The organism is Marinomonas sp. 63XJN7_9_ISO-PGPR-S23-217 (genome assembly GCF_056173515.1).
In genome coordinates, this window is the sequence record NZ_CM149678.1 from 2,878,070 (window position 1) to 2,892,854 (window position 14,785).

13 protein-coding genes are annotated in these 14,785 nt (G+C 43.6%); 6 read left to right on the forward strand and 7 right to left on the reverse strand.

All coding sequences use genetic code 11. The annotated features are described in order from the left end of the window. Positions 1 to 162 precede the first annotated feature (162 nt). The 3 genes from glyA to gcvP all read left to right on the forward strand — a co-directional run bounded on the left by glyA (position 163) and on the right by gcvP (position 4,853). Positions 163 to 1,440, forward strand: a complete 1,278-nt coding sequence (gene glyA, locus AC0VYI_RS13435; protein ID WP_475443487.1) for a serine hydroxymethyltransferase — start codon at positions 163 to 165, stop codon at positions 1,438 to 1,440. 54 nt (positions 1,441 to 1,494) lie between these two features. Then, positions 1,495 to 1,878, forward strand: coding sequence for a glycine cleavage system protein GcvH (gene gcvH / locus AC0VYI_RS13440; protein ID WP_199475809.1), 384 nt, complete (start codon positions 1,495 to 1,497; stop codon positions 1,876 to 1,878). A 110-nt stretch (positions 1,879 to 1,988) separates the two neighbouring features. Continuing rightward, positions 1,989 to 4,853 (forward strand): aminomethyl-transferring glycine dehydrogenase, encoded by a 2,865-nt coding sequence (gene gcvP / locus AC0VYI_RS13445; protein WP_475443489.1) that lies wholly within the window; start codon positions 1,989 to 1,991, stop codon positions 4,851 to 4,853. 88 nt (positions 4,854 to 4,941) lie between these two features. Here the strand turns inward: gcvP and copD are convergent, their stop codons facing one another. The 3 genes from copD to AC0VYI_RS13460 form a co-directional block, all read right to left on the reverse strand. Then, positions 4,942 to 5,862, reverse strand: coding sequence for a copper homeostasis membrane protein CopD (gene copD, locus AC0VYI_RS13450; RefSeq protein WP_475443490.1), 921 nt, complete (start codon positions 5,860 to 5,862; stop codon positions 4,942 to 4,944). A gap of 6 nt (positions 5,863 to 5,868) precedes the next feature. Beyond that, positions 5,869 to 6,234 carry a copper homeostasis periplasmic binding protein CopC gene (copC, locus tag AC0VYI_RS13455; RefSeq protein WP_475443492.1) on the reverse strand — a complete coding sequence of 122 codons (366 nt, stop codon included), beginning with the start codon at positions 6,232 to 6,234 and terminating at the stop codon, positions 5,869 to 5,871. Positions 6,235 to 6,615: 381 nt separating this feature from the next. Next, positions 6,616 to 7,887, reverse strand: a complete 1,272-nt coding sequence (locus AC0VYI_RS13460; protein ID WP_475443494.1) for a glucarate dehydratase family protein — start codon at positions 7,885 to 7,887, stop codon at positions 6,616 to 6,618. A 291-nt stretch (positions 7,888 to 8,178) separates the two neighbouring features. On the opposite strand from AC0VYI_RS13460, the gene AC0VYI_RS13465 reads away from it, so the two are divergent. Next, positions 8,179 to 8,973 (forward strand): GntR family transcriptional regulator, encoded by a 795-nt coding sequence (locus AC0VYI_RS13465; protein WP_475443495.1) that lies wholly within the window; start codon positions 8,179 to 8,181, stop codon positions 8,971 to 8,973. Between the two features lie 117 nt (positions 8,974 to 9,090). Here the strand turns inward: AC0VYI_RS13465 and AC0VYI_RS13470 are convergent, their stop codons facing one another. Both AC0VYI_RS13470 and AC0VYI_RS13475 read right to left on the reverse strand, forming a co-directional pair. Further along, positions 9,091 to 9,495 (reverse strand): DUF805 domain-containing protein, encoded by a 405-nt coding sequence (locus AC0VYI_RS13470; RefSeq protein ID WP_475443497.1) that lies wholly within the window; start codon positions 9,493 to 9,495, stop codon positions 9,091 to 9,093. A 149-nt stretch (positions 9,496 to 9,644) separates the two neighbouring features. Continuing rightward, positions 9,645 to 10,103, reverse strand: a complete 459-nt coding sequence (locus AC0VYI_RS13475) for a hypothetical protein (protein WP_199475815.1) — start codon at positions 10,101 to 10,103, stop codon at positions 9,645 to 9,647. Positions 10,104 to 10,455: 352 nt separating this feature from the next. Between AC0VYI_RS13475 and AC0VYI_RS13480 the strand changes: the two genes are divergently transcribed. After that, positions 10,456 to 12,357, forward strand: a complete 1,902-nt coding sequence (locus tag AC0VYI_RS13480; protein WP_199475816.1) for a PhoX family protein — start codon at positions 10,456 to 10,458, stop codon at positions 12,355 to 12,357. A gap of 312 nt (positions 12,358 to 12,669) precedes the next feature. Here the strand turns inward: AC0VYI_RS13480 and AC0VYI_RS13485 are convergent, their stop codons facing one another. Continuing rightward, positions 12,670 to 13,233: a hypothetical protein gene (locus tag AC0VYI_RS13485; protein WP_475443499.1), complete on the reverse strand. Its 564-nt coding sequence runs from the start codon at positions 13,231 to 13,233 to the stop codon at positions 12,670 to 12,672. A 14-nt stretch (positions 13,234 to 13,247) separates the two neighbouring features. Continuing rightward, the gene (locus AC0VYI_RS13490) at positions 13,248 to 13,601 is read right to left on the reverse strand and encodes a DUF805 domain-containing protein (protein ID WP_475443500.1); all 354 of its coding nucleotides are present in this window, start codon (positions 13,599 to 13,601) and stop codon (positions 13,248 to 13,250) included. Between the two features lie 139 nt (positions 13,602 to 13,740). Here AC0VYI_RS13490 and AC0VYI_RS13495 point away from each other — a divergent pair, with 139 nt between their 5' ends. Beyond that, entirely contained in the window at positions 13,741 to 14,784 is a 1,044-nt protein-coding gene (locus tag AC0VYI_RS13495; RefSeq protein ID WP_475443502.1) for a helix-turn-helix domain-containing protein, read from the forward strand. Position 14,785: the final 1 nt, after the last annotated feature.

Consider the following 14,785-nt stretch of genomic DNA (forward strand, 5'->3'; position numbering starts at 1 on the left):
GAAACTTTTTCGTTATGATGATGGCAAGTTGACGCATAACGGTCATTGATCGGCGCTCTTATAAAGATGATCTTTTTTCATCATCTTGGACGGCTCAAATGTTATCATTGGATAACGATTTATCGTATTGGACAGAAATGTTTATTTAAGAGGAATTATACCATGGCCAACACCGAAGCCTTTTTCAGTCAATCACTGGCTGAACGAGACCCAGAACTTTTCGCGACCATTGTTGAAGAACAAAATCGTCAAGAAACTGGCATCGAATTGATTGCTTCTGAAAACATCACCTCTAAAGCCGTTTTAGAAGCTCAAGGCTCCGTTCTAACAAACAAATACGCAGAAGGCTACCCTCATCGTCGCTACTACGGTGGTTGTGAAGCGGTTGACGTCACTGAACAACTTGCTATTGACCGTGCGAAGCAACTTTTTAACTGCGAATTTGCCAACGTTCAACCACATTCAGGCGCTCAAGCTAACGGCGCCGTCATGCTTGCACTGCTGCAACCAGGTGATACGATCTTAGGGATGTCTCTAGACGCTGGTGGTCACTTGACTCATGGCGCGCCACCAGCTCAATCGGGCAAATGGTTCAACGCTGTTCAATACCAAGTGAACCCTGAAACCCTGTTGATGGATTACGATGCTATTGAAGCACAAGCATTGGAATGCAAACCCAAAATGATCATCGCTGGCGGTTCTGCCATCCCACGTGTGATCGATTTCAAACGCTTCCGTGAAATTGCCGATAAAGTTGGCGCTTATCTTTTTGTCGATATGGCTCACATTGCTGGTCTTGTTGCAACAGGCGCTCACCCTTCACCACTGCCATATGCCCACGTCGTCACCACCACAACACATAAAACACTACGTGGCCCTCGTGGCGGCATGATCTTGTCTAATGACCTTGATCTTGGCAAAAAAATCAATTCTGCGGTTTTCCCAGGTTACCAAGGCGGTCCATTAATGCATGTAATTGCTGGCAAAGCGGTTGCATTTGGTGAAGCGTTAAAACCTGAATTCAAAACCTACATTGATCAAGTCGTTGCCAATGCGAAAGTATTAGCAGAAGTCATGATGGAGCGTGGCTGTGATATCGTTACAGGTGGTACAGATAATCACTTGATGCTTGTAGACCTTCGTCCAAAAGGCCTAAAAGGTAACGTTGTTGATAAAGCCCTCGAACGAGCTGGCATCACTTGTAATAAGAATGGCATTCCATTCGACACTGAAAAACCAATGATTACCTCTGGTATTCGTCTTGGCACACCTGCGGCGACCTCTCGCGGATTTGGTGAAGAAGAATTCCGCAAAGTGGGCCATTTGATCAGTGACGTGCTAGACGGCTTGGTAGAAAAACCAGAAGGCAATCCAGAAGTGGAAGCCCGTGTACTTGCAGAAGTAAAAGAGCTTTGCAAGCGCTTCCCTCTATATCGCTAATCACAAACAACCCGAGCCTAAACATCTCGGGTTATTTTTTAATGGGGCAAAGATATGAGCACTATTCCAGACAACCTAAAATACGCTGATTCTCACGAGTGGGTATTGGATAATGGCGACGGCACTGTGACCGTGGGCATTACAGACCATGCGCAAGACCTTTTAGGTGACGTGGTTTATGTTGAATTACCTGAAGTTGGCACCGAAACCGTTGCAACCGAACAATTTTCATTGGTTGAATCTGTCAAAGCCGCTTCTGACATTTATGCACCTGTCTCGGGTGTAATAATCGAAATCAACGAAGCGTTAGACGACTCACCTGAGTTAATCAACGAATCGCCATACCAAGACGCTTGGATTGCTAAAATCAAGCTTTCTGAAGGCGCTGACCTGAGTAAGTTATTGGATGCAGACGGCTACGCGTCAAGTATCGAATAATTCTGTTATCCGCTCTCTTATGCTAGCACGCACCTTGCCGCTAAAACATGTTGCAGCTAACACTAAGAGAGCCCATCTCTCCTGCTTTATTTTAATAGGTGATTATTACCATGACCTCGTGCATCCGTGATTTGCAAAACAATGACGAATTCATCGCACGCCACATTGGCTCTGACATATCTGAACAAGGTCTGATGTTGCAGACAATTGGTGTCGACTCATTAAATGCGTTGATTGAAAAAACCATACCCGAAGCAATTCGTCAGGCAAACCTTGACCTGTCTACCCAGCCTGCCAGTGAAAGCGACGCACTAAAACAGCTCAAAGCCATTGCCAGCAAAAACACGGTGGCACGCTCCTTTATTGGCATGGGCTATCACGATACACATGTCCCCTCGCCTATTGTACGGAACCTATTAGAAAACCCGGGCTGGTACACTGCTTACACCCCTTACCAACCTGAAATTTCGCAAGGTCGCTTGGAAGCCCTCTTAAACTTTCAACAAGTGATTATTGACTTAACCGGCATGGAAATCTCTAACGCTTCACTGTTAGACGAAGCCACCTCCGCTGCCGAAGCCATGACGCTAATGAAGCGCTCTAACCGCAAAAAAAGTAACATCTTATTTGTTTCAGACCAGTTACTACCACAAACCATTGATGTTATTAAAACACGTGCCGCACTACTGGACATTGAAGTAGTTGTTGATAATAACGACAACCTAGGCAATTACGATGTATTTGGTGCCATTTTCCAATACCCAGGCATCAATGGCGAGGTTATCGATCTAACCGATCTTATCACTCAAGCACATGAGCAAAATGCATTGACCAGTGTTGCCGTCGATTTATTAGCCCTTGTGCTAATTAAATCCCCAGGGGATATGGGAGCGGATATTGTTTTCGGCAGTGCACAGCGTTTTGGCGTACCAATGGGATTCGGCGGTCCTCATGCGGCATTTTTAGCAACCAAAGATGCGTTCAAACGCTCTATGCCAGGTCGTGTTATTGGCGTTTCTAAAGATAGCTACGGCAAACCTGCCCTTCGCATGGCGATGCAGACTCGCGAACAACACATTCGTCGCGAAAAAGCCACCTCCAACATTTGTACGGCTCAAGCACTACTCGCCATGATGGCAGGCTTTTACGCCGTTTATCATGGTCCTGCTGGCTTAAAGAAAATCGCTTCTCGCGTTGCTGCCCTAACCCACTGCTTTGCAACAGCATTGCAAAAGAAAGGTTTTACGACCAACGCCAACTACTTTGACACCCTTGTTGTCGATACCCAAGACAAAACACAGAGCATTATTGAGGCAACTCAAGCGAAACTGATCAACCTTTTTCAAGTGTCTGATCGTGCCTTGTCGATTTCTTTCAGCGAAACGACGACAACAGAAGATGTGATCGATCTAGCGGCGTGTTTTGGCATAACATTAAACCAAAATGATATCGACTCAAGTGCCGCTGGCATTGGCTTTGATGAAAGCTTACTGCGCCAAGATGCCATCTTAACGCACCCCGTATTCAACTCTCATCATAGCGAAACCGAGTTGATGCGCTACCTACACCAACTCGAAGTCAAAGATATTGCCTTGAACCAAAGCATGATTCCACTTGGTTCTTGCACCATGAAGCTAAACGCGGCGTCTGAAATGATTCCCGTCACTTGGGCGGAGTTCGGCAGCATCCATCCATTCGCACCGAAAAACCAAGCAGCAGGCTATCACGTCCTGTTGTCTGAGTTGATCGACATGCTCGCAAAAGCCACAGGTTACGATACGATTTCTCTTCAGCCAAATTCAGGCGCTCAAGGGGAATACGCAGGCCTACTCGCTATCGACAAGTACCACAAGTCACGTGGCGACCACACTCGAAATGTGTGTTTGATTCCAAGCTCTGCCCACGGCACAAACCCAGCCTCTGCAGCCTTGGCTGGCATGAAAGTCGTGATTGTGAAATGTGATGAAAATGGCAACATTGACTTGGTCGACCTTGCTGAGAAGGCAGAAAAGCACACCGCCGAACTAAGCTGCATCATGGCGACGTACCCATCTACTCATGGTGTATTCGAAGAACATATTCGCGAAGTATGCGAGATTGTCCATAAATTCGGTGGACAAGTGTACATCGATGGCGCCAATTTAAACGCACTTGTTGGTATCGCCCCTCCTGGTGCATTTGGTGGTGATGTTTCCCACTTGAACCTACATAAAACCTTCTGCATTCCACATGGTGGTGGTGGCCCTGGTATGGGACCAATCGGTGTTAAATCACACCTCGCCCCTTTCCTTCCAGGTCATAGCGTTGAACCAGTCATGGGCATGACAGAGCAGCATGGCGCTGTCTCCGCAGCCCCGTACGGTAGCGCAAGCATTCTTGTTATTACTTGGATGTACATCAAAATGATGGGCGACAAAGGCCTGCGGGATGCAACCTTTAACGCCATTTTGAACGCCAACTACATTGCCAAGCGTTTAGCCGATCATTACCCCGTGCTTTACACGGGCAAAAATGGCACAGTTGCCCATGAATGCATTATCGACATTCGTCCAATCAAGGCAGAATCTGGCATTAGCGAAGAAGACATTGCTAAACGATTAATGGACTTTGGTTTCCATGCACCAACGATGTCTTTCCCTGTTGCTGGCACATTGATGATCGAACCGACAGAATCCGAGTGCAAAGAAGAGCTTGATCGTTTCTGCGATGCTATGATTCAAATCCGCAACGAGATCAGTAAAGTACAGTCGGGTGAATGGTCCTTAAAAGACAACCCTCTCGTTAATGCTCCGCACACAGCAGACAGTCTGTTAGACATGGAATGGAACCATGCTTATTCGCGAAAAGAAGCAGCATACCCATTACCTTGGATCAAAGGGCGTAAATACTGGCCGAGTGTTGGTCGTATCGACAACGTTTATGGTGACCGCAACTTGCTCTGTGAATGCCCACCGATCGACAGCTACGAAAGCTAAACTAAGCATTAAATGCAACATACCAAAAAGGCAAGCCAGAATATGGCTTGCCTTTATTTGATTCGCTTCAAACTAAGTCGCAACTTAATTAAAAATCCCCCGCATGGGGATCTAAGACACCAAATATAGCGACGGCTAAAATTACCAAAATCCCCAAAAACCATTCAAGCATGGTCGCTTTTTTAAGTGACGCTATGCTTTCTTGTCGTAGATCGGATTGACTAAGCCTTGGTGTTAATACCACCTTATTACGAATCGCCAACCCTATCATTAGTACTACCAAGAGTATTTTCCCTGTCAGCATTATCTGATAGGTGTTTTGCAAACCAAATGGTAAATACCCGAGAATCAATAAAGTGTTAAGCGCGCCAGAACAAACGATAATACTAACGGATACCATACCAAGGCGAGAAAAGCCCTGGACCGCGTTGATTAAAGGCAAAGGATTTTCTGTGTCATCAAGGGCCTTAAGAACAAAATAAAGAGCGAATAATCCCCCTACCCAAGAAGCCCCTGCAAGGACATGAAGAATATCTGAGAGTTGATGAACTAACCCTCGCCATCCTTCATTCATTTGAGCATGACCCGTAAAAGAAAAGCTCACTAAAATAAGCCCTACACCAAGCAATAACAGAAGTACTTTATATTCCAGTCTTAGCTTGACGGCAAAAACGTTCGCAAGCAGGAGTACACAGCACCCCATGATACTTATTTGCCAAGCAAGACCTGCTGAGGTTTCAGTTATAACAGGCCACCATAAAGAGTCAGAAAATACATCTGACCAGCCATCACCGATCATCGCAATATTGATAGGAAGAGTAACGAGAACACAACCAACTAACACCCAAACACAGGGGGTTATAAGCTTAAGAATGGGAGACGGTAACACTTGGGTAAGTTCTGCCCGCAGACAAATAGCAGGATAAAGTAACATCCCCCACACCAAAGAACCAACCGCTTCTAAAATGAAGCGGCTGGTGACTAATGCCAAATGAACCGTTAAATCCACGCAGCTTTATTTCTTAATGACAAAAGTATAATGACCTTTTGTTTTATGCCCGTCTTTCGACAAAGCATGCCACTCTACTGTGTATTTGCCTTTAGCCAAGGCATCAGGTAAAGGTACAACCATCGCTTTATCATCGCTATCAGATAATAATGCTGCCCCTGTTTTAACTGGCTGATGCTTTCCATTCAGTAATTTCACCCCTGTAAAATGAATATTAAGACCCTCACTAAATTTCAAGACAAGGTTGGCAGGAGAGTTAGTCGCAACACCATTTATAGCCGGGAAAGCCGATTTCAAATGAGCATGCGCAAAAACAGCACCGGACATAGAAAGGGCAGCGGTCGCCATCATACCTAAAAAGATTTTTTTCATACTGTATACTCGTTAAAAATGAAAGTTGAGAGAAGTACAACTCTATATGAAGCAGTAAAATAAACGATTTACTATCATTCGAGTAGGACTGGGCAATAAAGCAGTTAGACTCCTAATCTGGACTATTACCCTTATGTTTTGTCTAACATATAACCAATAATCCCTTAATAATCAGACATTAGCTTTATGAAAACCAAAGCATTATGCCCCCAATAAGAGTCATTTTTCAGTAAACAATAAGCAAGATAGGGCATTTTTTATAACACTTAGCATATAAGAACAACCACCTACCAACGACACCAGTTCAGCATCACCATGAATCAACGTCACCTGAAAAAACATTAATCTTCTACGCCAACCCCATCAATATACCGCCACCTACTAAAAACGCGGTACTGTGCCCTGCCAATCTGGCTGGTATTTTTGCATTTCAGTCACGTCGTTACGCTCTCGAATCCCACAGTTTTTATAGTTTTCCGCTAAAGCAGCCAGTGCCTCACGATCCAACTCAACACCCAAACCTGGCTTATCCGGCACAACAACAGCGCCATTGTTAAATTTGATTTTTCCTCCTTTAATTACTTCCTCTTCCTGCCAAGGATAATGGGTATCACACGCATATGTTAAGTTCTCAATCGTCGCAGCAGCGTGGGTCATGGCCATCAAACTAATACCAAGATGGGAATTAGAATGCATCGACAAGCCAATGTTCCAGGTTTTACAGAGTCTTGCCAATTCTTGCGTCGCTCTTAATCCCCCCCAATAATGGTGATCGGAAAGAATCACTTGCACCGCGTCGCGTTCAATAGCTTCTGGCACATCAAAATACCCAATGACACACATGTTGGTCGCCAACGGGATATCAGTAACCGCACTCACCTCTCCCATGGCGACTTTCCCTGGCGCAGGGTCTTCTAGGTATTGCAGCAACCCTTCGCTAAATTCGGGCAATAGCTTCTTCGTCATCTCAACAGACCAACCACCATTGGGGTCAATGCGTAATGGCAATTCAGGAAACGCCTCACGTAATGCTTTTAGTGCTTTTATTTCCTCTAATGGTTCGAAAACGCCTGCTTTCAGCTTGATGGATTGAAAGCCATATTCTCCTATCATTTTTTTCGCTTGAGCAACAATCCCTTCAGGCGTCAGCGCTTCACCCCATTTATCGGCCCAAGAATCGTTAGTAAAGCCATGACGTTCGTATTTGTAGAATAAATAAGCGCTGTAATCCACTTCGTCTCGCACTTTTCCGCCAAGCAAATCACATACAGGACGTCCAGTGAGTTTCCCCATGACATCCAGACAAGCGACTTCATAAGCAGAAAAAATACGGGGTACTGTGGTGGCTCCTAATGTTCCTGGCGCAATTTCAAGACCTGATTTTGGGTCAGGTAAGGTAACAACTTGTTCGATTTTCTGACGAATGGCGTTTAGATGAAACACATCCATGCCTATTAAATGGGGAGCGACTTGTTTCAACTGACTGATGGTTTGCTGATCACCATAGCTTTCCCCCAAACCATACACCCCCTCCTCCGTATGTACCTCAATGATAGTCCGCAACGCCCACGCCTCGTGAATACCATAGACATTGAGTAACGGTGGATCACGAAAAGCAATTGGGGTGACTTCCACTGATTTAATAAGTGACATAACCTTTCTCCGAGATAAATGATGTCTTATTAGCAAATAAAGCACTAATCGACAGATTGAACATAACATCCGCCGCCGCGATGACTCTAATCATGAAGCGACACCAATCCAGTAAAAGAGATAAAGACGACGAGAGTCGCTATGGGAAAGGCCTGCAATCTCATTTATCCGCTCCCACTATTTTTAGATTTATTGTTAAGGATGCATAACTTACCAACTAATATATTAGCTAATACAGCATTTAATATACTAATATATTAGTTATAAAGTGCAATCGTTTTATGCGTACTTATGGCATTATCGGCAAAAAGCAAACAAACAAATCGGCAGAGTGCCCCAATAATCACACTAGATAAACATGCCAATATGATAGAAAGACACAGCATAGAGCTGATCAAAAAGTATCTTGATCATCTAGATGAAACACCCAAATCGGCAGTAGACCGAATCTACGCTGACTTACACAGAAGAATCACTAATTTAGAACTTCCTCCAGGCGCTCCCTTAACTAGGGTTGACCTTTGTAAAGAGTATAACGTCAGCCAAACCCCCGTTAGGGAGGCCCTACTTCGTCTAGAGCAAGTTGGTTTGATTAAGGTTCGTCCACAATCCGGCACGGAAGTAAGCTACATTGATATACAGCAATTAGAACAGAATCATTTTTTGCGAGAAGCGTTGGAGTTCGAAGTGGTTAGATGTTTAGCATTACATCAAGACAGTAGACTACTGTCTCATTTAACCATGTTAGTGGATATGCAAGAAAGCTTAATTGGAGGCAACGCAGAGGACATAAACCTATTTAGCAAATTAGATAGATTATTTCATTCCTCGATGTTTGACGCTGTCGGCCAAAGCCAGTTATATGAGCTTATTTGCTCTCGATCTGGACATATGGACCGCATTCGCCGTTTACATCTCCCTTCAGAGGGAAAAGTACGCGGTGTTATCTTATCTCATAGAAAAATAATCCAAAGCATTACTTCCGGCGATCCCATCCAAGCAGTCGACTCGATGCGTGAACACTTAAGTGGCACACTATCCAAAGTCGAGGAAATTAAAAAAACGTACCCAGAGTTTTTTTTATAATCTCGTTAACAACACCTATTTAACAGAGAAATGAAAACAAGGCGACCGAGGAGGAGAGCTGAGCTGCTGTCGCCTTTTTGTATTATGATATTTTTGATAAATTATATATTTAAATTATCAAATGGTAATTGGAGCGCTCCTTGATGTTATCCAGCTTGGATCTTCACCAAATCGATTATCACCAATCGAGCCTTCTAAAGATAAGAGAAAGATCAGTAAGAGGGTACCAAATACAGGGATTACATTAAGAAAGATAAACCAACCAGAGCGGTTTATATCGTGTAGACGGCGGATACTCACCCCAATGGTTGGGGATAGAATCAAAAAGTTAAACACCAAAACAACGATCATTAATTGATCTAAGGTGATCAATGATTTTGATAAGAAGGATTGCACAAAAAACAAGAGACTGAGCAATAGATTGACAATCATATTACCCATAACAAAATACCAAAACTCTTTGCGAGACGAACGACCTGAAAACACGGCATATTTCTTAAAGGCAACCAGATACCAACCCATATCTTTCCTTCTCTTTTCATTCAGTTAGCTGATAGATAAACGCTCTGTAAAGAATATAACAGCATGGAATTAATCGCTAAAAAAATTACAACTAACCCTCAAAAAAGAGAACAGATTCAAACGCAAGTCTAGAAAACCATTAAAAAACCTTATACCGCACCAAACTGACGAGCAAATTCATCCAGTTTTTTACTGCGAATCGATTTCAGTTGGGCCAGTTCGGTTTTTGCTGACGTTTTTGCTTCAACAACAAGCTTGGGATCCTGATTGATTGCCGCATTTTTCAAGGCCGCTTCATAGGTATCTAACACCTCATCAAAATGATCCTGATAAGCCTCTTCTACCATGGCAAGTGCCACGTGGTAAGAAGCATTATTAGACTCCGCATCACGTTTTATGCGATCTAAAGAGTTTTGAAAATACAAGGACTGTAAAGTAACGTGGGGAGAAGAAGTACCTCGGGATTCTCTCCTTTCATTTACAACAATGCCTGATGAGGCGGGCTGAGTCGAAAAAACCGTACTTGCCTGTGTGTAGCTTACAGGCATTGTGTTCAAAACAAGAATTGCAGTGAGCGACTGCAATCTCTTAAAGAGAACTTTTTTCATGTTCACCTACTCCTATTGAAAAATAGCAACATACAATCTCCTCTATAAAAACGCGATTCGATTCTATGAAAAGTGAGATTTCATTCTATGGGGCAAGCGTGAACAGCACAATCCAATCAGTCCCATTGCACATTTAAACCTAAACCTTGCATTTTTATGACAAGACAATACGCAAGAAAAAACAACAAATATGCACAAACAACAAAAAATACCCCATTAAAGTAAATTAATTGTCATGAAATTGTCATGCTTACTATGGTTTACTCTTTGACGATAAATTCGATCGGGCAGTGATCGATATTTCTATTACATATCAATCAGGTATCACCCTGACTCAATGAGGAACGAAGAAATGACCCAGTCCGTTGATAATACTCGTCGTCGTATGCTCGGTTTTATGGCAGGCGCCCCTTTACTCCCTCTTGCTGGTGGGATATTCACCTCCAAAGCGTTTGCCGACAACATCACAGACTCCCCATTAGCCTCTGTCAGTTTTGTTCCAATGGCGGCGCCATCGTTAAGTAACCCAGCAGCCATGGCGACAACCTATATCAATTCGGCAATGCAGCTTAAGTTTGAAGATGGTTCTAGTCGCCTGGTTAAACTTGACTACCATCCTTTTTTCATTTCTGGCGATAAAGTTCCTGATGGTCAAGGCGGAACAGTCGTTGCAGGCGGTTATTATGATATTAACAATCGTCCAATTAACGATCCAACAGCGGGTAATCGCCAATTTTTCTCAGACTGTCCAGATGGTTCAAGTCTATTAACGGTAGAAGGTGCAAACGTACCTGGTGTTTACGGCAAACCAGTATTTGCGGTGGTTCAATTTGAATATACTTCGCGTGACGGCGGCGGTAACGATATGTACGGTCGTCTACCCTCCCCTATTGCCGTATTAACACTGGATCAAAACCAAGAAACGGGTGAATTGAAACTCGTGAAATATCACAATGTTGATACCTCCAGTGTTGGTGGTTTATGGATCACCTGCGGGGCGAGCTTGTCACCATGGGGCACTCACCTTTCCAGCGAAGAATATGAGCCAGACGCATCAAAAATGGATGATAAGCGCTTCAAAGCTTACAGTAAGAACTTGTTCGGCGATGAAAATAAAGCCACACCTTATAATTATGGTCACCTGCCAGAAGTCACCGTCAACAAAGACGGTACAGGGTCTATCACCAAGCATTACTGCATGGGCCGTATTTCTCATGAGCTTGTTCAAGTCATGCCAGATGAACGCACTGTCATCATGGGTGACGATGCGACAAATGGTGGTCTGTTCATGTTTATTGCTGACAAACCACGTGATTTATCTTCTGGTAAGCTATATGTAGGAAAATGGCATCAAACTTCTAACGAAGGCCCAGGTGCGGGCGATATTTCTTGGATCAAACTGGGTGAAGCCAATAGCGATGAAATCAAACGCCTAGTTGATGCAGGCATTAAATCTTCTGATATCATGGAAATCCATCATAAAGACCCAAAAGACCCAAGCTTCACTAAGATTGGCTACGGCGGCAAACCAAACTGGGTAAAACTGAAACCAGGTATGGAAAAAGAAGCGGCCTTCTTGGAAACACACCGTTATGCAGCGCTTGTTGGTGGCTCTTTAGGCTTTACCAAAATGGAAGGCACAACAGTCAATATCAAAGACAAAAAAGCCTACTCAGCAATGTCATACATCTATAAAACCATGACGGATGGCAGCAATGACATTCATGTTCAAGGACCAAAAGCTGGTGCCGTATATGAGCACAAGCTAACAGGCGGTCAAACAGACAGTGATGGCAACAGCATTGACAGCGAATGGGTATCGGTTCACATGCACGCTCCATTCAACCTAACAGGGGAAGACCTAAAAACTGCCGATGCAATCGGCAATACAGCCCATGCTGACCGTATCGCTAACCCAGATAATATCAAGTACTCTGAAAAGCTTCGCACTTTGTTCATTGGAGAAGACAGTGGCAATCATGTCAACAACTTCCTATGGGCCTATAATGTAGACAGCGGCGACCTATCACGCATTATGTCTTGCCCAGCAGGCGCAGAATCAACTGGCCTGCATGCGGTTGACGAAATTAACGGCTGGACCTACATCATGAGCAACATGCAACACCCTGGTGACTGGGAAAGCCCATTGCATGACAAAGTAAAAGATGTATTAGATCCATACGTCCGAGCTAATTACAAAGATCGTTATGGTGCGGCTGTGGGTTACATCACAGGGATTCCTAAAGTCTCTTAATTAATAAGCGACTTTACAACGATTTATCTGATCGGATAAACAAAAGGGCAACCATTTGGCTGCCCTTTTCTTTTACTCTATCGTTAAAAATTGCGAACATGTATTCAAAAAACCATATTACTACAACTTTTTTGCAGCCAAGTTGCACTAATATATTCCCCTACTTTTCATTCCATATTTATCAAATGTACCAACATTAATCATATAATGGTTAAGTATTTCTGTTATTTCAGCAAAGTCATTGATGCCACCATTGGCTCTGCTGACATAGCTATGTTTCAGTTAGTTCATTTTGCTAACACCATTGAAACATTAAGAAGCACGCAACCATTTACAATCTATTTTATTTTTATCAAGCCCGAAAAAGGACGACCAGGACCATTCCCCAGGATTAAGTACAAAGCCATAACTGAGTGTTAAACCGGATGCAATTTTGATATCACCAAGTTGGGTATTACGTTGATCGGTGATGACATAATTTTCGCTGACAACTTCCTCCCCTGCGATAAGCTTTTTCAATACCTTATTCGAGTAAATTACCAGACGTATAGGGTCGCCTGCACGAATACCAATGTCAAATCCGCCAAAATCTCCTGCGGCAAATCGGACTGGTGTCGAAAAACAGACAGTTTTGTCTTTATGACCGATGATGGACTGCCTGAAAACAAGCTGACCTTTTCCCGCAATCCCTCTCAGTTGTAATAATGTGCCTTCTTTAGGGGATTTGATGTACACAACGGCTTTTATATCGTTTGATTGTAATGCCTCTTTTTGTCGTCTAGTGCCTGAGTTGCTGACATCATGAGCACTGGCGGAGACAGAAAAGAACGCTACACACATGCACAACACTCTAGATAAATGATTAATATTTTTCATATAGTGCTCCCTGCTCAAAGTGTTGTGTCATGTTGTGAATAAGCATTGTCATTGCTTTGTGGTTCACTCGGCAAAACCATTAAAATAAGCCAAAGCACCATGCCAACCACAGGGACTAAGATAACCAATAACCACCACGCAGAGCGATTCGTGTCGTGCAGTCTTCGCACCGTTAAAGACAACATGGGAAGCAAAATCAGCAAGCTGTAAATGACTTCAACTTTCCATGCCGTCAGGTAGAAGGCTTCCAAAACAACAAACAGCGCAGAGATCAACATATTCCCCAAAAAGAAGGTCAAAAAGGCTTCTCGCGATGCTCTTCCTGAAAATTGCCAAAAACGCTGCCACCCATCAAAATACCCGTTCATATTTTTCTCCAACAAAACCTATCGAAGATGAAAATCTAGAGTTTTGAGGTGACAATAGCGTCCTAAATCAGGTTCTAGGACGTCCTTGATGACTTTCTAGGTCATAATAGCAACCAAAGAAATAAGAAACGGAGTTTAGATGATTGCTATTCCCTTACCTTTTGTGGTCGCCCTGTTGCTAGGTATTTTGGCTATTCTGCTGTTTATTCGACGCGAAGAAACCACCCCTTCAGCATTTGTCTTTATTACTTTATGCACCCTAACGACAATAGTCGTTGGTCTACGTTGGACATTTGATTACCCACTGTTTCGTTTTTTCCAACCCATCTTGGCGTCATGCATCCCTGTTACCGCTTGGTACTGTTTTGCGAACGCTTATCAACGTCATCGATTTCGATTTTGGCATCTATTGCCGCCTATTTTTGTCTTTTTAGGCTCTCTTACCTATCCCTTTTGGCGACCGCCTTTAGACCCTCTTTTGACATTACTCTATGTAAGTTACGGTGTCGCACTGATTCGAGCCTCATATAGAGTAACCAACATTCCTGAGCAGGTACGTTTATCCGATATTGATCAAGCACTAAAAGCAGAACGAGTGGCGGGGGCCATGTTGTTAATGTCGGCTTGTATTGATGGCGCGTTGGCCATTGATTTCTCGCTTTTCGCAGGCGTTCACGCCATTCATATCTTAGCCATAGGTCACGCCATATTATTGCCAATGCTCGCTATCGCAGTGATCAGGATTAGCCTAAGTATCGCACCAAGCATGACGGAAACAGCCAATGAAAATGAAGAAGAAATCACGTTAGAAGAGCAAAAGAATAGGACGCATCAGCAAACCGACAACGAAGCGAAAACCATAATAGATAAAATAGACACCTTACTCACTAAAACAGAAGTTTTTTTAGACCCAGACCTCTCTTTAGACAGACTTGCCAGAAAGGCCTGCATTCCCGCACGCCAGATTTCCAGCGCAATAAATCAAATTTATGGGCGAAATGTGTCTCAAGTGGTTAACGAATACCGTATCGAACGCGCCAAACAGCTGCTCATTACAACAGATAAGCCTATCACCCAAATTTACTTAGACTCCGGCTTCCAAACCAAATCCAATTTCAATAGAGAGTTTGCCCGTGTCACTGCGCAGACGCCGAGCGCCTTTCGACGCTCGAACAGTCAATAAA